Annotated in this window: 18 protein-coding genes and 3 pseudogenes; 17 read left to right on the top strand and 4 right to left on the bottom strand. The window is 63.7% G+C overall.

The window, feature by feature from the left end:
- The first annotated feature begins 52 nt into the window (after positions 1-52).
- Positions 53-505, top strand: a complete 453-nt coding sequence (locus QZ648_RS01810; RefSeq protein ID WP_169067513.1) for a rhodanese-like domain-containing protein — start codon at positions 53-55, stop codon at positions 503-505.
- 373 nt (positions 506-878) lie between these two features.
- On the opposite strand, the gene QZ648_RS01815 is transcribed toward QZ648_RS01810, so the two are convergent.
- Positions 879-1,409, bottom strand: a complete 531-nt coding sequence (locus QZ648_RS01815; RefSeq protein ID WP_169067512.1) for an O-acetyl-ADP-ribose deacetylase — start codon at positions 1,407-1,409, stop codon at positions 879-881.
- Positions 1,410-1,592: 183 nt separating this feature from the next.
- Here QZ648_RS01815 and QZ648_RS01820 point away from each other — a divergent pair, with 183 nt between their 5' ends.
- The 13 genes from QZ648_RS01820 to QZ648_RS01880 all read left to right on the top strand — a co-directional run bounded on the left by QZ648_RS01820 (position 1,593) and on the right by QZ648_RS01880 (position 17,052).
- Positions 1,593-2,462 (top strand): CsgG/HfaB family protein, encoded by an 870-nt coding sequence (locus QZ648_RS01820; protein ID WP_291995918.1) that lies wholly within the window; start codon positions 1,593-1,595, stop codon positions 2,460-2,462.
- A gap of 209 nt (positions 2,463-2,671) precedes the next feature.
- Positions 2,672-3,655 carry a tRNA-dihydrouridine synthase gene (locus QZ648_RS01825; RefSeq protein ID WP_291995919.1) on the top strand — a complete coding sequence of 328 codons (984 nt, stop codon included), beginning with the start codon at positions 2,672-2,674 and terminating at the stop codon, positions 3,653-3,655.
- Positions 3,656-4,366 (top strand): methyltransferase domain-containing protein, encoded by a 711-nt coding sequence (locus QZ648_RS01830; RefSeq protein WP_291995920.1) that lies wholly within the window; start codon positions 3,656-3,658, stop codon positions 4,364-4,366. It abuts the gene before it with no gap.
- A 200-nt stretch (positions 4,367-4,566) separates the two neighbouring features.
- Positions 4,567-7,161, top strand: a complete 2,595-nt coding sequence (locus QZ648_RS01835; protein ID WP_291995921.1) for a bifunctional aconitate hydratase 2/2-methylisocitrate dehydratase — start codon at positions 4,567-4,569, stop codon at positions 7,159-7,161.
- Between the two features lie 258 nt (positions 7,162-7,419).
- Positions 7,420-8,727, top strand: a complete 1,308-nt coding sequence (locus QZ648_RS01840; RefSeq protein ID WP_291995922.1) for a hypothetical protein — start codon at positions 7,420-7,422, stop codon at positions 8,725-8,727.
- Positions 8,699-10,930, top strand: a complete 2,232-nt coding sequence (locus QZ648_RS01845; protein WP_291995923.1) for a tetratricopeptide repeat protein — start codon at positions 8,699-8,701, stop codon at positions 10,928-10,930. The genes QZ648_RS01840 and QZ648_RS01845 overlap by 29 nt, the downstream gene beginning before the upstream one ends.
- A gap of 134 nt (positions 10,931-11,064) precedes the next feature.
- Complete coding sequence (locus tag QZ648_RS01850; RefSeq protein ID WP_291995924.1) at positions 11,065-11,685, top strand: CDP-alcohol phosphatidyltransferase family protein; 621 nt, start codon at positions 11,065-11,067, stop codon at positions 11,683-11,685.
- A gap of 8 nt (positions 11,686-11,693) precedes the next feature.
- Positions 11,694-13,478 (top strand): bifunctional alpha/beta hydrolase/class I SAM-dependent methyltransferase, encoded by a 1,785-nt coding sequence (locus QZ648_RS01855; RefSeq protein WP_291996126.1) that lies wholly within the window; start codon positions 11,694-11,696, stop codon positions 13,476-13,478.
- The gene (locus QZ648_RS01860; protein WP_291995925.1) at positions 13,475-14,794 is read left to right on the top strand and encodes a dual specificity protein phosphatase family protein; all 1,320 of its coding nucleotides are present in this window, start codon (positions 13,475-13,477) and stop codon (positions 14,792-14,794) included. The genes QZ648_RS01855 and QZ648_RS01860 overlap by 4 nt, the downstream gene beginning before the upstream one ends.
- Entirely contained in the window at positions 14,784-15,230 is a 447-nt protein-coding gene (locus QZ648_RS01865) for a hypothetical protein (RefSeq protein ID WP_291995926.1), read from the top strand. Before QZ648_RS01860 ends, QZ648_RS01865 begins: the two co-directional genes overlap by 11 nt.
- A 35-nt stretch (positions 15,231-15,265) precedes the next feature.
- Positions 15,266-15,886, top strand: a complete 621-nt coding sequence (locus tag QZ648_RS01870) for a lysophospholipid acyltransferase family protein (RefSeq protein ID WP_169067494.1) — start codon at positions 15,266-15,268, stop codon at positions 15,884-15,886.
- A gap of 13 nt (positions 15,887-15,899) precedes the next feature.
- On the top strand, positions 15,900-16,841 hold the full coding sequence (locus tag QZ648_RS01875) for a phosphatidate cytidylyltransferase (protein ID WP_169067493.1): 942 nt from the start codon (positions 15,900-15,902) through the stop codon (positions 16,839-16,841).
- Between the two features lie 13 nt (positions 16,842-16,854).
- Entirely contained in the window at positions 16,855-17,052 is a 198-nt protein-coding gene (locus tag QZ648_RS01880; RefSeq protein ID WP_291995927.1) for a hypothetical protein, read from the top strand.
- Between the two features lie 358 nt (positions 17,053-17,410).
- On the opposite strand, the pseudogene QZ648_RS01885 reads toward QZ648_RS01880, so the two are convergent.
- Positions 17,411-17,845: pseudogene (locus QZ648_RS01885) on the bottom strand (ISNCY family transposase); the annotation flags it as partial.
- Between the two features lie 583 nt (positions 17,846-18,428).
- Positions 18,429-18,647 (bottom strand): hypothetical protein, encoded by a 219-nt coding sequence (locus QZ648_RS01890; RefSeq protein ID WP_042333599.1) that lies wholly within the window; start codon positions 18,645-18,647, stop codon positions 18,429-18,431.
- 355 nt (positions 18,648-19,002) lie between these two features.
- Between QZ648_RS01890 and QZ648_RS01895 the strand changes: the two genes are divergently transcribed.
- The 3 genes and pseudogenes from QZ648_RS01895 to QZ648_RS01905 all read left to right on the top strand — a co-directional run.
- The gene (locus QZ648_RS01895; protein WP_291995928.1) at positions 19,003-19,914 is read left to right on the top strand and encodes an alpha/beta fold hydrolase; all 912 of its coding nucleotides are present in this window, start codon (positions 19,003-19,005) and stop codon (positions 19,912-19,914) included.
- Positions 19,915-19,934: 20 nt separating this feature from the next.
- A complete protein-coding gene (locus tag QZ648_RS01900) occupies positions 19,935-20,354 on the top strand; it encodes a hypothetical protein (RefSeq protein ID WP_169067491.1) in 420 nt (139 codons plus the stop codon).
- Between the two features lie 140 nt (positions 20,355-20,494).
- Positions 20,495-20,633 (top strand): annotated as a pseudogene (locus tag QZ648_RS01905) (SAM-dependent methyltransferase); the annotation flags it as partial.
- A gap of 67 nt (positions 20,634-20,700) precedes the next feature.
- On the opposite strand, the pseudogene QZ648_RS01910 reads toward QZ648_RS01905, so the two are convergent.
- Positions 20,701-22,381: pseudogene (locus QZ648_RS01910) on the bottom strand (IS1634 family transposase).
- Positions 22,382-22,892: the final 511 nt, after the last annotated feature.

Below are 22,892 nucleotides of genomic sequence, written 5' to 3' on the forward strand. Positions count from 1 at the left end.
CCGCCGGCACCCGTTGTAAGATGAAGGCATCACAGTTCTCGGAGGTTTGGTCATGCTTCGCACACTCGCTGTTGCCCTGTCTTTCCTGCTGCTGGCGCTACCGTTGCCGCTGCGCGCTGAAGTGATCGATATCGACAACGCCGAACTGCTGCGCCTGCGGGCCGCAGGGGTGCCGATCATCGACATCCGTACGTTTGGCGAATGGCAGCAAAGCGGCGTCGTCGAGGGCAGCCAACTGATTACCTATGTCGACGAGCGCGGCGTCGTCGATGCGCCCGCCTGGCTGGCAAAGGTGCAGGGCGTGGCCAGACCGGACCAGCCGGTGATCGTTATTTGCCGTAGCGGCAACCGGACGCGAGCGGCGAGCCAGCTCTTGTCGCAGCAGGCAGGCTACGCGAAGGTGTACAACGTCAAGGACGGGATGCGCGCCTGGGTGCAGGAAGGGCGGCCAGTGACGCCGTTGGCCAGTACCGTCGCACAGTGCCCGGCCGGTGCTCGCTGCTGAGCGTGCTGCGGGTAGTGGCTAACGGTCATGACGGTCGAGATACACCGGATGATGAAAGTCATGACCGTTTCCCTCTCACTTGCAGTGCGCATTCCGGCTTGCACGCCGGAATCGTTCGACGGGCTGGGCGCAATGCGCCCAGAATTCCCCGTCTCACCCCGGCCCTTCTCCCGCAGGGGGAGAAGGGCGGTTCGTGAGTCGCATGCGCGACTTTCACATTAACGGTCATGACACGTGGAGACACCCCAAATCATGAAAGTCATGACCGTTTCCCTCTTCCCCTGCCCCTTCTCCCGCAAGGGGAGAAGGGAGTTTCGTGAGTCGCTTGCGCGACTTTCACATTAACGCGGGCTGATGACGCCGCACGCTCGCCTCAGCCTGCCGGGTCAGCGTCCAAAGCTGCCAGCAGTTGCTCATAGATCCGCAAATCGCCGCTCGAAAAGCAGCAGAAGGTCACCTCTTCAAGGCCGCCAGGCGCAGCTGTCGATGCCTGCACCGTCGCCACGGCAAGCGCTGCCGCTTTTTCGATCGGGTAGCCATAGATGCCCGTGCTGATGCTCGGAAAGGCGAGCGTACGCAGCCCATTGGCGGCAGCGATCGCGATCGCCCGACGATAGCAGGAGGCCAGGTGCGCGGGCTCGCCGCCATCGCCACCGTGCCAGACCGGACCCACCGCGTGAATGATGTACCTGGCCGGAAGTTGGTAGCCCTTGGTGAGTTTGGCGTCACCCGTCCGGCAGCCGCCGAGCGCCTGGCACTCGCGGAGCAAGTCCCGACCGGCGGCGCGGTGGATGGCCCCGTCGACACCGCCGCCGCCGAGCAGCGAGGCGTTGGCGGCGTTGACGATCGCATCAACCGCCAGGGTGGTGATATCGGCGCGCAGCGCATGCAGCAAAGTGGTCATTGTGTTGCAGCCTGGTGATTGCCTGTGGCGATTGTAAGCAGCCAAGCGCAGAGGTCAAGCGTCGGAAGGTGCTGCGCAGGCGGTAGCCATGCTGCTATAGTGGCAGCCGGTGAGGAGGGCACCGCTGGCGTTATTCGGGCACGCCTCATTCAGCCAATTGCCAATTCAGAGGGGGGGATGCACATGTCTATATTGAGTTCTCGTAATGCGGCACGCCTGGTTGCCGCCTCCGCTGCAACTGCCTTGCTCGCCGCTTGCTCCAACATGCAAATGGGGTCACAGGATGCCAAGACCACGGCCACCGGGGCGGCCGGCGGTGCAAACGCCCAGAATGCCAACAACCAACTCGAGAGATGCGATAGCTCGCTCGGCACGCTTGCCGTGGTCGAGGACACGCAAGCACCGTGGTATGGCATTCTCACCGGCCAGTGGGGCCTGGGATCGACGACGCCGGTGCTCAAGCTGATGGTCCAGCAATCGAACTGTTTCGTGGTCGTCGAACGCGGCCGCGCGATGAACAACATGATGCAGGAGCGTGCCCTGGAAGACTCGGGGGAACTGCGCAAGGGCTCCAAGTTCCACAAGGGGCAGATGGTCTCGGCAGATTACTCGATGAGTCCGTCGATTACCTTCAGCAACAGCAATGCGGGCGGTGGAGGGGGTTCGCTTGGCGGCGTGAGCGGTGCGCTGGGCGTTATCGGTGCCATTGCCAGCAGCATGAACGTCAAGGAGGCCAGTACCTTGCTGACCCTGATCGACAACCGTTCCGGCGTGCAGCTGGCGGCCGCCGAAGGCAGCGCCAGCAATATCGACTTTGGCGCGGTCGGTAGCCTGTTTGGCCGCGGCCTGGGTGGGGCCGCTGGCGGTTACGCGAACACCGCGCAGGGCAAGGTGATCGTCGCCGCTTTCACTGACTCGTACAATAACCTTGTGCGTGCGGTCAAGAACTACCAGGCGCAGGAGGTCACAGGCGGTCTCGGGACTGGTGGCAATCTGGGCGTGCAGGGTGCCGAAGGAGCACAGGCTCCCAAGAAAAAGAGCAAGAAGCCCTAGCGACAGCGCTTCCTGAAGAGGGCCGGCTTGTCCGGCCTTTTTTTGGGCGCCGTTTTGGATGAGCGCGAAGTGCCAGAATGCGCGCCAGGTGCATCGCCTGCTTTGGCGGTAGGCACGCGCGCTGGAACGCTGGTCGCAATGCTGGTTGCTACTCCGGCCCGGCGACGATTGACGATTGCCGGGTCTGACGATCAGGATTCTGGAAGAAGATGGGAAAACTGCTGCTGGCACCGATGGAAGGTCTGGTCGACGACGTGCTGCGCGACGTGTTGACGCGTGTCGGCGCTTATGACCTGGCGGTCAGCGAGTTCATCCGCGTGTCGGGGAATTTGCTGCCGCCGCGATCCTTCCGACGGCTCTGCCCCGAGCTTGATAACGGTAGCCGAACGCGCGCTGGTACGCCGCTGGTGGTGCAGCTTCTCGGCAGCGATCCGGCCTGCATGGCAGAAAATGCTGCTCAACTGGTTGCGCTCGCGCCGGCAGGTATCGACCTCAACTTTGGTTGTCCGGCACCGACGGTCAATCGCCACGGAGGTGGCGCGATGCTGCTCGCCGACCCCGAGCAGTTGCTGCGTATCGCTGCGGCGGTGCGCCGCGTGGTGCCAGCGGAAATTCCGTTTACCGCCAAGATGCGGCTCGGTGTACGCGATACGGCGAAAACGCTCGATTGCGCGCGGGCCCTGGCTGCCGGCGGTATCGTGGCGCTGGTCGTACATGCCCGCACCCGCACCGACGGCTATCGACCGCCGGCGCACTGGGAATGGATAGCGCGTATCCGCGCGGTCGTAGAAATGCCGGTGGTCGCCAACGGCGAGGTGTGGACCGTTGCCGACCACGCGCGCTGCTGTGCGGTGAGTGGCAGCGACGACGTGATGATCGGGCGCGGCGCGGTTGCCGATCCTTTTCTCGCCCAGCGCATTCGCGCCCAGGCGGCGGGCGAGGTCGTCGCCGTCGACCGCGCGGATGACTGGCGGCAGTTGCAGCCGCTCTTGGCATCCTATTGGCAGCAGGTCTGCGCCAAGGTCGCGGCCCGGCATGCGCCCGGGCGGCTCAAGCTGTGGCTGGGATCGCTGCGGCGCAACTTCGTCGAAGCCGAAGCCTTGTTCATGGCCATCAGGACACTTGCTGGTGTGGAAGAAATCAGCCGCGTGCTTGCCTTGCACGGGATCTCCGCGCACAAGCACCCGGCCTAGATGCAAGGCAACTCGCGCGTCCCGGGCAGCGCCCAGAGCGACGTCCACGCGCATCTGGCCGCGGTTGTCGCTTGCCACGTGAGCACCGCTTTTCGCAAGCCCTACGCCGACTACAATCGCGCTGCCTTCGCGGCAAGTTTCGAACGCTACCAGCGCCTGGCGCCGGGCGTGCCCTTGATCCTCGACGCCTGCTGCGGGGTAGGGGAGAGCAGCGTCGCGCTGGCCCGAGCCTTCCCGACCCACTACGTGATTGGCGTTGACCAGTCTGCCACGCGCTTGCGCCGCGGCCAGCAGCGTCAGCAAGCGCGGCGCGAGTCACGCGAGTCACCAGAGGAACAGGGTGCCTGGCCTGCCAACCTCGACCTGGTGCGCGCCGATCTGGTCGACTACTGGCGTCTGCTGCTCGACGCCGGCCTGCGCCTCGATCGCCACTACCTGCTCTATCCCAACCCCTGGCCAAAAATCGGCCACCTGCGCCGACGCTGGCATGGACACCCGGTTTTTCCGGCGCTGCTGGCTCTCGGCGGAGTGCTCGAATGCCGCAGCAACTGGCCGATCTACATCGCCGAGCACTGTCTGGCGGTGCAGCAACTCACTGGCCAAGCGGCAGTTTGCGAGCCTTTCGTCCCGGATCTGCCGATGACGCCCTTCGAACGCAAGTACCTGGATTCCGGCCATGGCCTGTTTCGTACGGTCACCCGTTTGACTTGAGAGCGGGGCACTGGCTCGCGTGCTTCACAGCAAGTCGTATGTCTTATATAATACACACCAATCAAGCGGCGCTGTCGGCTGCTGAAGTTTCTGCCGTCGGGCGTAAATGCCTACCCGCCACGAGCTCGTGGGCTGCCGCCGCTGCGGCCTTGCAGTACAATTGCACTCTTGCTGCCTAAACTTTGAGAAAGGACGTTGCCGTGCTGGAATCCTATCGTGCCCATGTTGCCGAGCGTGCTGCGCTTGGTATCCCGCCGCTGCCGCTGACCGCTCAGCAGACCAGGGAACTCGTCGAACTGCTGAAGAATCCGCCGCAGGGTGAAGGGGAGAACCTGGTTGAGCTGCTCACTTATCGTGTGCCAGCCGGTGTCGATGATGCGGCCAAGGTCAAGGCGGAGTTCCTGGCCAAAGTCGCCAAGGGAGAGGAGAGCTGCGCGCTGGTTTCCGGAGAGATGGCCACCGAACTGCTCGGCACCATGCTTGGCGGTTACAACGTCAAACCGCTGATCGACCTGCTCGCTGGTCCGACCGGCGCCATCGCCGCGGCAGCACTCAAGAAGACACTGCTGGTCTTCGACTTCTTCCACGACGTCAAGGAACTCGCCGACAAGGGTGACGCCAACGCCAAGTCCGTCCTGCAGAGCTGGGCCGACGGCGAGTGGTTCACCTCGCGTCCGGAAGTGCCGACCTCACAGAAGCTGACCGTGTTCAAGGTCACCGGCGAAACCAACACCGACGACCTGTCGCCGGCACCCGACGCCTGGTCGCGTCCGGACATCCCGCTGCACGCGCTGGCCATGCTCAAGAACCCGCGTGCGGGCATCGAAGCCGATGTCGCCGGCGAGCGCGGCCCGATCAAGCAACTCGAAGCGCTGGCCGCGAAAGGCAATCTGATCGCCTACGTTGGCGACGTTGTCGGTACCGGTTCCTCGCGCAAGTCGGCGACCAATTCCGTGCTCTGGTTCACCGGCGAGGACATTCCCTTCGTTCCCAACAAGCGTTTCGGCGGTTTCTGCCTGGGTTCGAAGATCGCTCCGATCTTCTTCAACACCATGGAAGACGCCGGCGCGCTGCCGATCGAACTCGACGTCGAGCAGATGGAAATGGGCGACGAGATCGAATTGCAGATCGATACCGCGACGACCAAAGTCACCGCACTGAAGAACGGTACCGTGATCGCCGAATCGCAACTGAAAACACCCGTGATCCTCGACGAAGTGCGTGCCGGCGGCCGCATCCCGCTGATCATCGGCCGCGGCCTCACCACCCGGGCGCGCGAAGCGCTTGGCCTGCCGGTTTCGACCCTGTTCCGTGTGCCGCACAACCCTGCCGACCCGGGCACGGGCTACACGCTGGCGCAGAAAATGGTCGGTCGTGCCTGCGGCCTGCCGGAAGGCAAGGGCGTTCTACCGGGTACCTATTGCGAACCACGCATGACTACCGTCGGCTCGCAGGACACCACCGGCCCGATGACCCGCGACGAACTCAAGGATCTCGCCTGCCTCGGCTTCTCGGCCGACATGGTGATGCAGTCCTTCTGCCATACCGCCGCCTATCCGAAGCTGGTCGATGTGCGCACGCACCGCGAACTGCCGACTTTCATCAGCACCCGTGGCGGCGTTTCGCTGCGCCCCGGCGACGGCATCATCCACTCCTGGCTGAACCGCCTGCTGCTGCCCGATACGGTCGGCACCGGCGGCGACTCGCACACCCGTTTCCCGATCGGCATTTCCTTCCCGGCCGGCTCCGGCCTGGTCGCCTTCGCCGCCGCCACGGGCGTGATGCCGCTGGACATGCCGGAATCGGTGCTGGTGCGCTTCAAGGGCAAGCTGCAGGACGGCGTCACCCTGCGTGACCTGGTCAACGCCATTCCCTACTACGCCATCAAGGCCGGCCTGCTGACCGTCGAGAAGAAAGGCAAGAAGAACATCTTCTCCGGCCGCATCCTCGAAATCGAAGGCCTGCCGGATCTGAAAATCGAACAGGCGTTCGAGCTCTCCGACGCTGCTGCCGAGCGTTCCGCTGCCGCCTGCGCCATCCAGCTCGACAAGGCGCCGATCATCGAGTACATGCGCTCGAACATCACGCTGATGAAGTGGATGATCGCCACCGGCTACGAAGACAAGCGCACCCTCGGCCGCCGCATCAAGGCCATGGAAGCGTGGATCGCCAAGCCCGAACTGCTCAAGGCCGATGCCGGCGCCGAGTACGCCGCGGTGATCGAGATCGACCTCGCCGACGTCAAGGAGCCGATCGTCGCCTGTCCGAACGACCCGGACGACGCCAAGCTGCTGTCCGAAGTTGCCGGCGCCAAGATCGACGAAGTCTTCATCGGCTCGTGCATGACCAACATCGGCCACTTCCGTGCCGCCGGCAAGGTCCTCGAAGGCAAGACCGACATCCCGACCCGGCTGTGGGTTGCGCCGCCCACCAAGATGGACGCCGCAATCCTCAACGAGGAAGGCTACTACGCCATCCTCGGCAAGTCCGGCGCACGCATGGAAATGCCCGGCTGCTCGCTGTGCATGGGTAACCAGGCGCAGATCCGGAAGGGCAGCACGGCGATGTCGACCTCGACCCGCAACTTCCCCAACCGCCTCGGCATCGACACCTTCGTTTACCTCGGCTCCGCCGAACTGGCCTCGATCTGCGCCCTGCTGGGCCGCATCCCGACCGTCGCCGAGTACATGGAGCAGGTGAAAGTGGTGAACGCCAAGGCCGCCGATGTCTATCGCTACATGAACTTCGACCAGATCAAGGAGTTCAGTGAGGTGGCGGATACGGTGACGGTGTAAGCGTCTCTGTCGCTTAAAAGGAAAACGCCCCGGTCGGCTCAGTGAAATCTGAGTGGCCGGGGCGTTTGATTTGGAATTCGCAATGGCCGCCATGGCTTGTGACTCAATACTCAATACGGTTGACAGCGTGGAGAGGCCCATGAATAGTGCACCGGCAGAGCCTTGCCGCACTATTCTTCGAGCATGTCGAGGTGGAGCTGAACTAAAGGCCGCGACGATTTTGCTCACCTACCTGCCAGGCACCCCGGAGACTGAATCATGGCATTGACCCAAGATGAACAGCTTGGAAAGCTGTACAACGCGCTTGCCGACCGTGTGCTGGAACCCGGTGACCCGGTCTACGTGGCGCAGGTTAACTGTCAAGGCCATAACGACGCCATCGCGGAGATCGCCGCCGAGATCAGATGGCAGGCCGGTGGCGGCGTCTGCCTGTTCACCGGCCAGCGCGGCACCGGCAAGAGCACGGAGCTCAAACGCCTGCAACAGAGGCTTGAGGCCATGCAGGCCGTGGTCTTCTACGCCGACTTGTCGGAGTACATGCTGCTCACCAAGGAGGTGGAAATCAGCGACTTCCTGGTCTCGGTGGCTGGAGCCATGTCCGAGCAGATCGAGGCTCGCTACGGCGCCTCGCCCGCTAATCGCAGCTACTGGCAGCGCTTTACGGAGTTCATGCAGACCAAGGTCGAGATCAAGGAATTCGGTGCCAAGCTGCCCGGCATGGACATCAAGGCGGCGCTGAAGAGCGACCCCGATTTCAAGCTACGCGTGCAGGAGGCATCGCGCGGCCACGTCGCGCAGTTGGCAAGAGAGGCGCATGATTTCCTTGCAGAAGCGGTTGGCTTCGTGCGTGAGAAAGAGGGCGATTCCGCGTGCAAGGTCGTGCTGCTCATCGATTCGGTCGAGCGAATCCGTGGCGTCGGTAGCGAGGCAATGAGGGTCTATGAGAGCGTGCGCAACCTGTTCTTCGGTCACGCAGAGCTCTTGCGCGTGCCTTTACTGCACATCGTTTATACCATTCCGCCCTATCTCTCGGTGCTTGGCCCCGGTGCCGGTGCGCTGATGGGCGGAGCGGTTCCGCGCCGGCTAGTTAGCACGCATATCTTCCAGGATCATAGTCCCGATCCCGATCCGGCCGGGCTCGAAGTCCTGCGCACCGTGATCGCAAGACGCTACCCGGACTGGGAAAAGCTCTTTCAACAGGCGGCGCTCGATCAGCTGGCGGTCAGTTCCGGCGGCGACCTGCGCGAGTTCTTCCGCCTGATCCGCCTGTGCCTGCCGTCTGTCCGTGACGATTCGCAATTGCCACTATCTCCGGCTGCCGTCGAGCAATCCGAAAATGCGGCGCGCAGCGAGATGCTGCCGATTCCCGGAGAGCACCTCGCGTGGCTGCAACGCATCGCCAAGACGCACGCTACCTGTCTCGAAAATGACGCGGACCTGCCGACGTTGGCGCACTTTCTTGATAACCGGCTGGTGCTGAACTACCGAAACGGCCGCGACTGGTACGACGTGCATCCGCTGTTGCGCGAACTTGTCGATGCCCATTTCGTCCGCACTGCTTCTTGACGCGCCGACCGAGCGCATCGCCGTCAATCTGCTGCGCCACCTGGAGTGGCAGCACGAGGGTTTTTCGCTGCTTTTTCTGTTCGCCGACTTGGGCCCTTCGCTTCAACTCGCTGACTGGCTGGATCAGCGCCTGGCCATGCAGGGACGACCCTTGCAGCGTCAAGACGCTAAAGACCGCTTCGTGCGCAGCCCGGAGATGGCCGTCGACGAGTTGATGGCCGAGCTCTCAGAACTCTCTGCACAAGCCGGCGGCGTCTGGTATGCCGTCCAGCGTCATCCCGGCGACGCCCAATGGAACCGTGCGCGTACGATGTTTCTTGCGCGTCTGAACGAACGCCGCTTCCTGCTTGAACGCGATCTGAAGCGCCCTCTGGTGCTGGTACTGCCGGCGGCTTTCCGCGCCGCTACGCGCGCGATAGCGCCCGATATCTGGCACAAGCGCGACCTGAGCGAAGAACTGCGATCGCCTACGCCAGGTGCCACGGCGCAGTTTCAAGTGGCGGTCGAGCCGGGCTGGCGAGAGGTCGATCAGACGGGCTCTCTGCCGGCATTCATCGAGTGGCAGCGGATGGCGTCGACCTTCTCTGGCGACCTGGCGTATCTGCCGACAGCATGGCGTGCGTGTGAGGAGCTTCTCGCGGCAGGGCGGCCGGCCGATGCCGAGCAGGTCGCCGAAGACGCCTTGTCTCTGGCCAGGCGGCACGCGAAAGAAACACCGAATGATGCAACTCAGCGCGACCTGTTGGTCTCGCTCAACAAGTTCGGCCGCGTGGCACAGGCGCAGGGCGACTGGACCCAGGCCGAGAGCGTCTATCGCGAAAGCCTGGCGCTCAGCCACCAACTGGTCGAACGGCTGGGCGGGACGGCGGAGTCGCTGCGCGACCTGTCGGTCTCGCTCGACTACGTCGGCGGCGTGGCACAGGCGCAGGGCGACTGGACTGAGGCCGAGAGCGTCTATCGCGAAAGCCTGGCGCTCGGCCGCCAGCTGGTCGAACGGCTGGGCGGGACGCCGGAGTCGTTGCGCGACCTCTCGGTCTCGCTCGACAAGGTCGGCGGCGTGGCCCAGGCGCAGGGCGACTGGACCCAGGCCGAGAGCGTCTATCGCGAAAGCCTGGCGCTCAGCCGCCAGCTGGTCGAACGCCTCGGCGGGACGCCGGAGTCGCTGCGCGACCTGTCGATCTCGCTCAATAACCTCGGCGGCGTGGCCCAGGCGCAGGGCGACTGGACCCAGGCCGAGAGCGTCTATCGCGAAAGCCTGGCGCTCAGCCGCCAGCTGGTCGAACGCCTCGGCGGGACGCCGGAGTCGCTGCGCGACCTGTCGATCTCGCTCGACAAGGTCGGCGGCGTGGCCCAGGCGCAGGGCGACTGGACCCAGGCCGAGAGCGTCTATCGCGAAAGCCTGGCGCTCAGACGCCAACTGGTCGAACGCCTCGGCGGGACGCCGGAGTCGCTGCGCGACCTGTCGATCTCGCTCGACAAGGTCGGCGGCGTGGCCCAGGCGCAGGGCGACTGGACCCAGGCCGAGAGCGTCTATCGCGAAGGCCTGGCGCTCAGACGCCAACTGGTCGAACGCCTCGGCGGGACGCCGGAGTCGCTGCGCGACCTGTCGCTCTCGCTCGACAAGGTCGGCGGCGTGGCCCAGGCGCAGGGCGACTGGACCCAGGCCGAGAGCGTCTATCGCGAAAGCCTGGCGCTCAGACGCCAACTGGTCGAACGCCTCGGCGGGACGCCGGAGTCGCTGCGCGACCTGTCGCTCTCGCTCAATAACCTCGGCGGCGTGGCCCAGGCGCAGGGCGACTGGACCCAGGCCGAGAGCGTCTATCGCGAAAGCCTGGCGCTCAGCCGCCAGCTGGTCGAACGCCTCGGCGGGACGCCGGAGTCGCTGCGCGACCTGTCGCTCTCGCTCGACAAGGTCGGCGGCGTGGCCCAGGCGCAGGGCGACTGGACCCAGGCCGAGAGCGTCTATCGCGAAAGCCTGGCGCTCAGCCGCCAGCTGGTCGAACGCCTCGGCGGGACGCCGGAGTCGCTGGATGATCTGGCAGTGTCCCTGCTAAATCTCGCCGGACGACCCGGCGGCGATCCTGCGGCAGGCGCCGAAGCGGCCGAAATATATCGTCTACTGGCGTCTCGCTTTCCATCCACCATCCGCTTCGTACATCAGTTGCAGCGTTTGTCCGCGAAGCTGGACGGTCCCGTCAACTAAGGGCGTGCGGGTCGGCGGGGGCGTTCGGGTGGCGGCGCGGATCCGTGATGCCCGGCCAACCTTGATGCCGGTGGTATCGCTTGCTGCCAGGCAATTGGCTATGATACGCCTGCCTTTTTGCCAGAACGGACCTTATGCTTTCCATCTACGACATCAAACCCCGTTTCCAGAGCCTGCTCCGGCCGCTGGCCACACGTTTGGCCGCCGCCGGTGTGACGGCCAATGCGGTGACGCTGTTGGCGATGGCGCTTTCGCTGGCCCTTGGCCTGCTGCTGGCAATTTTTCAGCCCGGGGGGGCGGCGTATCTGGCCTTGCCGATCTGGTTGTTTCTACGCATGGCACTCAATGCCATCGACGGCATGCTGGCGCGCGAGCATGGGCAGAGGTCGACGCTCGGGGCGTATCTCAATGAGTTGACTGATGTCATCTCGGATGCGGCGCTCTACCTGCCTTTTGCTTTCGTGGCGCCTTTTGGCGCTTTGAGCGTGGGGCTGGTGATCTGGCTGGCGGCGGTATCGGAGATGGCCGGCGCGCTGGGACCGATGGTCGGGGCGTCGCGCCGCTACGAAGGGCCGATGGGGAAAAGCGACCGGGCTTTCGTGTTTGGCGCGCTCGGCCTGTGGCTGGGGCTGGCGGGGCAGTTGCCGGCCTGGCTGGCCTGGCTGATGCCGGCCATCGCGCTGCTCATGGTGGTGAACATCATCAATCGCGTGCGCGCCGGCCTGTCCGAGATCCGTACGCAACAACAAGGATGAGGATGGTGATGGGGATGGGGATGAATTCCATGCATCGACTGAACGAACGTGCGGTAATCGAAAGCCATTTTGCGACCGACGACGGGGTCGAGCTGTTCTACCGCCACTGGCCGGCCAGCGGCACGCGCCGGGGCGCGGTGGTGATGTTCCATCGCGGCCATGAGCATTCCGGGCGCATGGCACATCTGGTGGATGAACTGGATCTTCCGGATTTTGAGGTCTTTGCCTGGGATGCCCGCGGGCATGGCCGCTCGCCTGGCGAGCGCGGTTTCTCGCCGAGCTTTGCCACCTCGGTGCGTGATGTGCAGACTTTTGTCGACCACCTTCACAACGCCCATGGCGTGGCGCCGCAGGAGATGGTGGTGCTGGCCCAGAGCGTGGGGGCGGTGACGATCGCAACCTGGGCGCACGACTACGCGCCGCAGGTCCGCGCGCTGGTGCTCGCCTCGCCGGCTTTCAAGGTGAAACTCTACGTGCCTTTCGCGCGGCCGGGGCTGCGTCTGCTGCAGAGGCTGCGCGGCAATTTCTTCGTCAACAGTTATGTGAAGGCGAAGTTTCTGACTCACGATCCGGCGCGGCAGGCCAGCTTTGCTGCCGATCCGCTGATCACGCGCGCCATTTCGGTCAATATCCTGCTCGCCCTGTACGAGGCTGCAGAGCGCGTGGTGGCCGATGCGGCCGCGATCACCATCCCGACGCAGATGCTGATCTCGGGCGCGGACTGGGTGGTGCATGATCAGCCCCAGCACGATTTCTTTGATCGCCTCGGCAGCACGGTGAAGGAAAAGCATGTGCTTGAGGGTTTCTTCCACGACACCCTGGGCGAAGCCGATCGGGAGCGGGCGATCGCGCTGGTGCGCGGCTTCATTCTGCGCCAGTTCGACAGCCCCGCGCCGACGCTGGACCTGAACGATGCCGACAAGGCCGGGACCACTTTCGACGAGGCGCAGACGCTGGCCGCTCCGCTGCCCGAAGGAAGCTTCAAGGGCTGGTGGTGGAAGATGTACCGCAAGAGCCTGCGCTGGGCCGGCATGGTGTCGGATGGGGTGTCCTTGGGGCATCGCACCGGTTTCGATTCGGGCAGCACGCTCGACTACGTGTATCGCAACGAGGCCAGGGGCGCGGGCTTCATCGGCCGCATGGTGGACCGCAACTACCTCGACGCGATCGGCTGGCGCGGCATTCGCCAGCGCAAGCTGCATCTCGAGGAGCTGATCCGCGACGCCATGGCCCGCTTGCGTGCTGACGGCGCAGCGGTGCGCGTGCTCGACATTGCCGCCGGCCACGGCCGCTATGTGCTCGACGCCCTGATGGCCGAAGGCACAGCTCCGGAAAACGCGCTGCTGCGCGACTACTCGACCATCAACGTGCGCGACGGTCGCCGCCTGATCGCGGAGAAGAACCTGGCCGGCATCGCTCGCTTTGAAGAGGGCGACGCCTTCGACAGCGGGTCGGTGGCCGGCGCGCAGCCAGGGACCACGATTGGCATCGTCTCCGGCCTGTACGAGCTGTTCCCGTCCAACGACCTGGTCCGTGCTTCTCTGGGCGGCATGGCGAGGGCGGTCGAGGCGGGGGGTTATCTCATCTACACCGGCCAGCCCTGGCATCCGCAACTGGAGATGATCGCCCGCGCGCTGACCAGCCATCGCCAGGGTGAGGCCTGGGTGATGCGCCGGCGCACGCAAGCGGAAATGGACCAGCTGGTGCGCGAAGCGGGCTTCGAGAAAATCGGGCAACGCATCGATGAATGGGGCATCTTCACCGTCTCGATCGCGCGTCGCAAGGCGGCATGAACAGCATCGGCTCCGCTCCGCTCGGGCCGATCCGCTGGCAGCACAGCGTCGCCTGGTTGCTGCTGCTGGCGCCGCTGTTCTTCCTGAGCTACGGCTGGACCAACCAGCTGGCAGCCAGCCGCGGAGTGAGCGCGAGCATCGTCTTCGGCTGGGAGCAGGCGATCCCCTTCCTGCCCTGGACCATCGTGCCCTACTGGTCCATCGACCTGATGTACGGCTTGTCCTTCCTGGCCTGTCGCACGCCGCGCGAAGTCAATCACCACGGCCTGCGCCTGCTCAGCGCGCAACTCATCTCGGTGACCTGTTTCGTGCTCTTCCCCTTGCGCTTTTCGGGCGAAAAGCCCGCCGCCGACGGTGTCTTCGGCACGCTTTTCGATGCCCTTGCCGGCTTCGATCTGCCCTACAACCAGGCGCCGTCGCTGCACATCAGTCTGCTGGTGATCATTTGGTGGGTGCTCGTGCGCCGCGCTTCGCCCGGCCGCTGCATGGTCTGGAATGCCTGGGCGCTGCTGGTGGCGGCCTCGGTGCTGACCACCTGGCAACACCATTTCATTGACCTGCCCACCGGCCTGCTGGCGGGGCTGCTGTGCCTGTGGCTGTGGCCCGACCTGGGTACGCCGCCGCTGTTGCCGCCTGGCAAGGGGGAGGGCAGGCGAGCGCGCCTGAGCCTGGGCTATTTTGGCGGCGCTATGATCTGCCTGCTGATGGCGATGCAGGGCGGCTGGGCGCTGCTGGCCGCGTGGCCGGCGACGGCCCTGGCACTGGTGGCGGCCAACTATGCCTGGGCCGGTGCCGGCGGCTTTCAGAAGCACGACGGCCGTCAGAGCGTCGCCGTACGCTGGCTGCTGGCGCCGTACCGGCTGGGGGCATGGATTAACAGCCGGCTATGGACCTGGCGAAAACCCGAGCCCGATCGGGTCGCCGATACGCTCTGGCTGGGTCGCCTGCCGACCGCCGCCGAACTGGCCCGGGAGCGCTTCGATGCCGTCGTCGATGTCACCGCCGAATTCAATACGCCACGCGGGGCGGCGCGCTCGTACAGCGTGCCGATGCTCGATCTGGCCTTGCCGTCACTGGCGACCTTGCGTCATGCCGCAGCGACACTGGACACCGCCGTGGCCAACGGCGACCGGGTCCTGGTGTGCTGCGCGCTGGGCTATTCGCGCAGCGCGCTCAGCGTCGCCGCCTGGCTGCTGCAAAGCGGCCGCTGCGACTCGGTCGATGCGGCGATCGCCCGGATCAGGGCGGCGCGACCGCAGGTCGTGTTTTCCGAGGCACACTTGACGCTGCTCAAGGAGTTGTCCGATGGGCAATGATGACGATGAACTCATGCCCCGCCTCGCCGCCGATGCGGCCGTCACCGCCGGTCTGCTCGACAGCGGCCGGACCCTGGCCTGGGTGAGCGGCATGACGCTGCTGATCACCGCGCTTGTCTGGCTGCTGGGGCATGCCGTGCATTCGCCGGCGCTCGTCGGCGCGGTTGTGATGGCCGCGGCGCAGGCGTTTTTTGCACAGCGCGTGCGTTTCGACGCCGGCATCTTCCACTTCTGGGCCTCGCGCTGGCATCATCCGCTGGCAGCGGCTGCCGATCTGGCAGCGTTCGATGCGTGTGTCGGTCGACAAAAGCCCGCGGCCGCTTCAGTCGCAGCGGATCTTGCCGAACGGCGACGCGGCGCCATCCGGCTGCTGATCTGGCAGGGTGCCTGCGCGACCCTGCAACTGGGCTTCACCGTCATTGCCCTCTGGCCCTGACTGCCTGACTGCACTTTTTTGCGAAGCGACGAGCGATGATCGAAAAACTGTTTGGCCTGCTGTTGTGCAACTTTGCCAAGCTGCTCACCGGCGTGCGCCCGCTGTGGCAGAACTGCGAGCCCGAAGCGAAGCTGCGCGTGTATTTTGCCAACCACCGCAGCCATGGCGATTTCGTCTTGATCTGGGCGGCGTTGCCGGCCGCGTTGCGCCGTCAGACGCGCCCGGTCGCCGGGGCGGACTACTGGCTTGATAGCCGCTTCAAGAGCTGGCTGATCAACAAGGTCTTCCAGGCCGTGCTGGTGGACCGCCGGCCTGGGCGGGAGGGCCCGGATCCGGTCGCGCAGATGGCCGCTGCGCTACAGGCCGGCAACTCCCTGATTTTGTTCCCCGAGGGCACGCGCAATCTTGGCGAGGCGCTGCTCCCCTTCAAGAGCGGGATTTTCCATCTCGCGCAAGCGATGCCGCCGGTGGAGTTTGTGCCGGTGTGGATCGAGAACCTCGGCCGGGTGATGCCCAAGGGGGCGCTAGTGCCGGTGCCGCTTCTCTGCACGCTGACTTTTGGCGCACCTCTGACGCTGACACCGGGCGAAAGCAAGGGCGAATTCCTTGACCGCGCCCGCCACGCGCTGCTCGACCTCGCCCCGCCGGCGAACTGACCCAGGACCCGCGATGAGCCCCGATCACACCGTGTTCAATGTCTTTGCTGCGGTTTTCGCCGCCCTGGCTGTCGCCAGCGGCATTGCCGCCGTACTCAAGTGGCGGCTGGCGCCCGATGCCTCGGGCGCGGTCATCGACAACCTCAACGCGCGCATCAACGCCTGGTGGTGGATGGTGGGCGTACTGGCGGTGGCCTTCTGGATCGGCGAGGGCGGCATCATCGTCCTCTTCGGGCTGATCTCCTTCCAGGCGCTGCGCGAGTACATCTCGCTCACCCATACCCGGCGCGGCGACCACCACGCCCTGATGTGGTGTTTCTTCTTTTTCCTGCCCGCCCAGTACGTGCTCATCGCCATCGACTGGTACGGACTGTTCAGTATCCTGATCCCGGTCTATGCCTTCCTGCTGCTGCCGATCTCGGCGACGCTGTGCAGCGACGCCGAGCGCTTTCTCGAGCGTGCCGCCAAGGTGCAATGGGGGCTGATGATCTGCGTGTATTGCATTTCGCACGTGCCGGCGCTGCTGACGCTGGAGATTCCCGGGTTCGATGGCCGCAACGCGCAGCTGATCATCTTCCTGGTGCTCACCGTGCAGTCGAGCGACGTGTTCCAGTACGTTTGCGGCAAGCTCTTTGGCAAGCGCAAGCTGGCACCGGCGATCTCCCCGTCGAAGACGCTCGAAGGGCTGGTCGGTGGCCTACTCACCTCGACCGTCCTGGGTGCCGCCCTGTACTGGTTGACGCCTTTCAACGTCTGGCAGGCGGCACTGGTGGCGCTGACCATCAACATCGTCGGCTTCTTCGGTGGCTTCGTGCTCTCGGCCATCAAGCGCGACCGTGGTGTGAAGGACTGGGGCACCCTCATCGAAGGGCACGGCGGCATGCTCGACCGTGTCGATTCGATCAGCTTCTCGGCGCCGATCTTCTTTCACATTGTGCGCTACTGGTGGGTGTGATCGGAGTCGCACGATGCCTCGTCCCATTACCGAGCACTTCGCAAAGGTTCTGAAGGCCCCTCTCTGCAACCGCATGTGGAGCTGGGGCGCCGTGCGCGCTGACGGCGCGATCTTCCTCCGCTGCTGGGATGACGAGATCAAGAAGGGCGTCGCGCTACTGGGTAGTTCCTGTGAAATTCCCCCGCAGGACTTGTCTCTATTGCGCGAATGATTCTGACATGTTGAAGGCGGCTGGAAAGTCGATACGGCGGCAGCGGACGGCGGCCCACATTGCTTTCACGCCGTTTTGCGTGACCCGGTAGAGACGAGAGTTGGTGACCTTGGCGATCAAGCCATGGCCGCGCAGTTTAGCGATCAGGCGGCTGGTTCGATGCGTGCGCCGCTTGATTTCGGCGGGGTTGTTGGCAGGGGCGGAGTAAAGTTTGCCCTGAAGATCGCGGTTGCGGAAGCCATTGGTGGCGAACTCGCCGGCGAGCAGCGAGGTGAACAGAGCGACGTTCTCCGCGGTGACCGGGTTGAAAGCGGCGACATGCCGACCCGCCTTGCTCTGTGACCGGCGCAGGCGATCGATGGCCTCGATCCACGACGATCTGGTTGATCTTGTTCAGCAGTTCCGGCGTGAATAAGGTGACGTTGTCCTTCAGTGTTTGGTAGTGGTACGACGTCGGGTCGAACAACCCATGCCCGAGCATCTGCCGAATGGTGTTGTGCTGATTGACCAACTCATGCAGACGGTCGTAGTCGATGTTCAAGTCAAGCCGGATCACTCCGCAGACGAAGATCGACCAGAGCGTCATCCCGGGACGCCCCGTCCGTTTGTTGACCTTCGGGGCCATGCCTGATTCAAGCAACTGGAAGAGCTTTGCCCGCTTGTCTGGATCTTGGTAGAGGTACTGCAAACCTCGCAGAATCTGCGGGATGTCGTCGCGCGACTTGGCGTCAAGAACAATATGGGAAACATCGACTTCGCCAATGTGCATTTGGGTATTCTCGACAACTCGCATCGCTTGCCTCCAAAAACTCGTCGGTTTGTACTCTTCGGCTCATCGCTTGGAGATCCGCCCAATCCCTTGCTGCTGTTCAGATCAAGGGGTTTTCGGTCACGCACTATCTATTCGAGCTGGCCAGCGATCTGGATGAGCAGGTTTCCCACATGATGGCCAGTCTGGAAGAGGTACAGGCAACGCTATCGCAATTGACGGCGCTGTCCCCAGACAGCTTGTGCGATGGAGGCCTGGACGGCGGCGAATGATGGCTGGCCGCCCCTACTCTGGCCCATCAAGCGTCCGGTCACAACGGCGGATCGCATCGCCAACCACAAGGGACGCAATCCGCAGGAACGCGCCTCCCTAAAAAAGCGCCTGCTGCGCAAGTGGATGAGCAAATGAAGCTCCCGCTTGCTCCAAGGTGGACGCTGGTGACACAACTGCTTGTTCTACCCCTGGTAAGTGCGCCCGTCGCGGATGTGATAAATCCGCCGGAAGGTCGGGATGATCTCCTCGATTTGTGTGGGCAACCGGCATCGCACGACCGCCGGTGTGAAAAACACAGTGGCAAGGCTTGCGCTCACGCGAAGGTTCCGGACGGCTAAACAGGCACCCGAACGTACCCGCGACGAATTCTGACCTTCTCCATGGTCTCGATTATCTTCATGCCTTCCGCTTCGCTCGATACGAAGAGAGTCCGGAGCGCACCAAGACGATTGGTCTTGCCGCCCCTGGCGACGATCAGCACCCAATCCTGAAGCAGGTCACGCACCAAGCGGACCTCGTAGTACCTGGTACTCGTCTCCCAGCGAACGCGCATCGTTGCCTCTCCGCCACCCTGCATTGCAGACCATCATTGAACTCCGGCGTGTATGCGGGTGCCGGTATCTTCATCTTTCATTGCAAAAGTGATTGACTTCTACCTCTCACCCTTGGCAGACTAAATTTCGGGGGGAGCTCAAATTCTACTTTGTCAGATGGCGCGGCGTTGGTGCACTATTAGCAACATCTGATATACGATATGTTTAATTCCGGAACTTTAGGCGAGAACTCCCCCTGTCCCCGTCCTACGTTTTGCGGCAGGCGCAATTTGCCAACCCTGACGAAGCGATTGAAGTCGGCTAGCCCGGCCGTCGGCGGCAATGCGGTCTGGCAATCGGGGAACGCCGTCCAGTATGCGTGATGCGAGCACCTGGGAAGGCATCTCTACGGCGCTCGCCCTGCTGTCGGTCGCGGTCGTCGCCCTGCTCACCATCAATCACCTAATTCGCCGCAGCCTGGCCGCGCCGCGCGTTGCCGAAAGCGGGGTTCCCGACGGACTGCCGTGGCGCCAGGTGGCGATCTCCAGCGTGCGCGGAAAGACTCTGTTCGGATGGTTCATCCCGGCCGGCAAATGCGCACCGGCACTGGCAATCCTGCATGGCTGGGGTGGCAACGCCGAAATGATGTTGCCGCTGGCCAAACCCCTGCACGGGGCAGGCTACGCACTGCTCTTCTTCGACGCACGCAGCCACGGCCGCAGCGATGGCGACAGCTTTGCTTCACTGCCGCGCTTTGCCGAAGATCTGGCGCACGCGGTGGATTGGCTGCGCGCCCAGGCGGAAGTCGATGCACACCGAGTTGGTGTCATCGGGCATTCCGTAGGGGCGGCGGCGGCCTTGCTGCTCGCCAGCCAACGACAGGACCTGGTTGCCGCCGTGACGCTGGCCGCTTTCGCCGATCCGGCAGCGATCATGCGGCGCTGGCTGAAAGCGCGGCGGATTCCCTATTGGCCGCTGGGGGCCTACATTCTGTACTACGTCCAGCACGTCATCGGCCAGCGTTTTGCGGACATCGCACCCTGCCACACCATCCGCGCGGCAAGCTGCCCGGTGCTGCTCGTACACGGCACAAACGACGAAACGGTACCGGTCAGCGAAGCGCAGGAAATTTTCGCCAGGCGCCGTGATGAGCGGGTACGCTTGCTGCTGATCGCTGGCAGCCACGATCAGTACGCGGAAATGGAGCGCCACTTCGAAACGGTGATTGACTTTCTGGACGGTGCCACAAGACCACTTGCCGACCGACACGGCAAAGAACTCTCGTAACCAACAATAGGAGATGTAAGGTGAAGAGGCGCTACTGGATAATCATCATCCTGCTGTTGCTCGTTGGCCTCGACTGGGTAATCCGCGCCCCCGATTCGCGTTCTCGCCAGTTGACGGCAGTCATTGCTGCGCAGGGCAGCGCGAAGCTGAAGAGCTACCCCTACCAGTTCCGGATCCTGAAAGTCACTGGCGAAACGGCGTTCATCAGTACGCCGCGCAACGTCCAGGTACCGGCGTTCAAGGCGCTGGCCGTTCTCTATCCGGAAATCAATACCAAGGATGCCAACGATCCGACGTTCATTGCCGCGCAAACGCTGCTCGGCGAAGTACAGGCTGAAGCGCGCGCGATCGTCCTCGCGCAGCCCGGGATCAAGGACGCGCGCTGGGAACTTGATCGTGAGTGGCTCGCCGCGCACTATATCGAAGTGCCGGAGAGGTAATTTCCAGCGCGGCAAGCGCGAAGACGCGGCGTGCTCGCTGCTGCCACGGATGGCTGCAGAAACCATTCTGGGATGCTGCGCTGTGGGTTTCAGCACAACGATCGATGACCGGGAATATTCGTTCAATGAGTCCGGAAGCGATGTGGCGCAATCGTTACCACGAAGCTGGCGAACAATATTTGTTTGGCACAGAACCGCTTCCTGGTACACCGAGCAAGACTGCTGCAGGACGGACAAAGGGCGCTGTCGCTCGCCGATGGCGAAGGCAGGAACTCGGTGTGCCCGAGTTCGACAGCAAAACCCGTAAGCCATTGAATATGCGCAATTCACGTAAGTGAAATTGGCACTACAAACGCTTGGCGGACGGTTCTGGCAGGGCGACGGTCTCGAACAGCTCCTTCTGTTGTGGCGTCATGGCCGACAGGCCTGACGCCGACTGACGTTGATGCAAGGTGATCTGGTGAAACTGAATGCGCCGCGCGATTTCCAGCGCACGCTCCGGCGAGAACTGGCTATCCCTGGCCTTCAGGCGCATGCGTAGCACCCGATACAACACCAGCGCCAGGAAACAGATCAAGGCATGCGCGCGAATCCGGTTCGGCAGGCGATGGAAGACTGGCGCGATCTCGATCTCTGACTTCAGCACACGAAAGCCCCTCTCGATGTCGGCCAGCGCCTTGTAGCGCGCCACAATCTCGGCCGGCGTGTGATCCGGCATGTTCGAGACCAGGATCAGCTTGCCGTCCATCATGTGCGCACGGCTCAAGGCCCGCGGGTCGATCTCGTAGGTGAATACGTCCGCCGCCAGATTGACCTTGATGATGTTCGCCAGGTGGGCCTCTGTGACAGCGCGGTAGAAGCGGGCCGTCGTGCCGGCATCCGACAACTTCCGGCCACGGTGGGTCTGGCCGGAATCCTGACCATCGAGCTTGCCCGCCCACCTTGCCGCATCGGCCTCGAGCGCCGCGATGCGTGCATCCCGCGCCTGACCCTGTTCGCTGGCGGTGTCGGGGCGATGCGCCACGATCAGACGAAAGCCCTGCCATTCCAATTCACCGACGACCTCTTCGGTTGCCGACAGGCAACGCTGCTCATGGAATTCGGCCAGCAAGGTATCGAAGTCGGCATAGCGCGCGGGCCGGAACAGCCAGAATGAATTCCAGTGGCTGACCGCCCACCCGAATCGCTCGGATGGCTTCCAGATTATCCAGACTGAGCAAGCCCCGATCGGCAACCAGCACCACCCGCTTGATCGGATAGCGCGCCAGGACCTTCTCGATCGTCGACACCAGCGTCGTCGTCTCGCCGCTGTTGCCGGCGAAGACCTCGTGATGAATCGGCAGGCCTTCGGCGGTCTGTACCACTCCCAGCATCACCTGCCGGACGATCCCGCCATCCTTCGACAGGCCAAAGCGCCGGACCTCGCCAGAGAGTTCGGTGCTGCCTTCGGTACGGATCGTCGTGAGATCGTAGAAGACGATCGACAACTCCTGGTCGATCAAGGGGCGCAGAAGACCGGCCACGACCTTATCCATCGTCTCGGCGCAGTCCGCCAGCGTATCCATGGTGCGCAACAAATGCTGATGGGTGACCGTTTCGCTGGCGACTTCGGGAACGCGGGTGCCTTCCAGCCAGCGCAGGATGCCCAGCTTCGATTCGGGATCGCAGAGGCGGTTGAAGACCATCACCCGCAACAAGCGCTCGGCGTCGAACTGGCGGCGGTTGCGCAATACCCGGCGGAAGGCATCGGCGAAGCCCAGTTCCTGCCACAGGGCGGTGAGCAGCCAGGTATCGCCGACCGACAGGGCGGGTGCGAAGGACACGTCACCGGTGCCCTCTTCAAGGGACGGCTTGCCCGCTGCGCGCAGCAGACCATTGACCAGCGAGTCGGCTTCGCCGGCGCGCACTGCTTCGATCCGTCCGAGGGTGGCGATGACCCGTTGGCGGGAGGCGCCGCCGGTGTCGCGGTAGGCCTCGACGAGCTTCACGTAGCGCCGCGGCCCCGACGTGGTGATCTTCACAAACATGTCGCTACTGTAGCGCCCAGATCGACCACAGGCAATAGCCTCAACGAAATAACGTGTCACTACACGACGGTTTCGGCCAAAATACTAACGCCTTGTTTTTGCAAGCATTGAGGTGCAATTTACGCGATCGGCACGCGAAAAGTGTCGAACTCGGGGGTGTGGCTCGCCGAGCAGGGTCTCGAGGTCATCCATCAGGATCCGAGGCTGCTGATCGCCGACGAGAGCGATTGACGTCAGCGCCTCTTCAACGATTTTCGCGGCGCCAGCGTTTCCGCCAGCGGCGGACTGCAGCAGCGAGTGGCCGTCGCGGGCTGGGAAGACGCCGTGGTGGTGGTCGAGATGACGACACTCGAAAAGAAATTCGTCCAGAGCTACCAGAGCGATGGCGGGAATGGACAACTCATCATCTCCTCCGTGGCACAGGTTTCGGAAGGGCAGCCGGTTTCATACCCCCTCGTATATGCTCGACAGGCTGGCGACAAACAGCCCGGAACGGATCGCTCCAGCGGGT

It is taken from the genome of Candidatus Accumulibacter sp. ACC012 (assembly GCF_907163155.1).
Classification (GTDB): Bacteria; Pseudomonadota; Gammaproteobacteria; order Burkholderiales; family Rhodocyclaceae; genus Accumulibacter; species Accumulibacter delftensis.

Coding starts and splice junctions, on each gene's coding strand:
- QZ648_RS01810 (WP_169067513.1), top strand. CDS start 53: ATGCTTCGCACACTCGCTGTTGCCCTGTCTTTCCTGCTGCTGGCGCTA.
- QZ648_RS01815 (WP_169067512.1), bottom strand. CDS start 1,409: ATGACCACTTTGCTGCATGCGCTGCGCGCCGATATCACCACCCTGGCG.
- QZ648_RS01820 (WP_291995918.1), top strand. CDS start 1,593: ATGTCTATATTGAGTTCTCGTAATGCGGCACGCCTGGTTGCCGCCTCC.
- QZ648_RS01825 (WP_291995919.1), top strand. CDS start 2,672: ATGGGAAAACTGCTGCTGGCACCGATGGAAGGTCTGGTCGACGACGTG.
- QZ648_RS01830 (WP_291995920.1), top strand. CDS start 3,656: ATGCAAGGCAACTCGCGCGTCCCGGGCAGCGCCCAGAGCGACGTCCAC.
- QZ648_RS01840 (WP_291995922.1), top strand. CDS start 7,420: ATGGCATTGACCCAAGATGAACAGCTTGGAAAGCTGTACAACGCGCTT.
- QZ648_RS01845 (WP_291995923.1), top strand. CDS start 8,699: ATGCCCATTTCGTCCGCACTGCTTCTTGACGCGCCGACCGAGCGCATC.
- QZ648_RS01850 (WP_291995924.1), top strand. CDS start 11,065: ATGCTTTCCATCTACGACATCAAACCCCGTTTCCAGAGCCTGCTCCGG.
- QZ648_RS01855 (WP_291996126.1), top strand. CDS start 11,694: ATGGGGATGGGGATGAATTCCATGCATCGACTGAACGAACGTGCGGTA.
- QZ648_RS01860 (WP_291995925.1), top strand. CDS start 13,475: ATGAACAGCATCGGCTCCGCTCCGCTCGGGCCGATCCGCTGGCAGCAC.
- QZ648_RS01865 (WP_291995926.1), top strand. CDS start 14,784: ATGGGCAATGATGACGATGAACTCATGCCCCGCCTCGCCGCCGATGCG.
- QZ648_RS01870 (WP_169067494.1), top strand. CDS start 15,266: ATGATCGAAAAACTGTTTGGCCTGCTGTTGTGCAACTTTGCCAAGCTG.
- QZ648_RS01875 (WP_169067493.1), top strand. CDS start 15,900: ATGAGCCCCGATCACACCGTGTTCAATGTCTTTGCTGCGGTTTTCGCC.
- QZ648_RS01880 (WP_291995927.1), top strand. CDS start 16,855: ATGCCTCGTCCCATTACCGAGCACTTCGCAAAGGTTCTGAAGGCCCCT.
- QZ648_RS01890 (WP_042333599.1), bottom strand. CDS start 18,647: ATGCGCGTTCGCTGGGAGACGAGTACCAGGTACTACGAGGTCCGCTTG.
- QZ648_RS01895 (WP_291995928.1), top strand. CDS start 19,003: ATGCGTGATGCGAGCACCTGGGAAGGCATCTCTACGGCGCTCGCCCTG.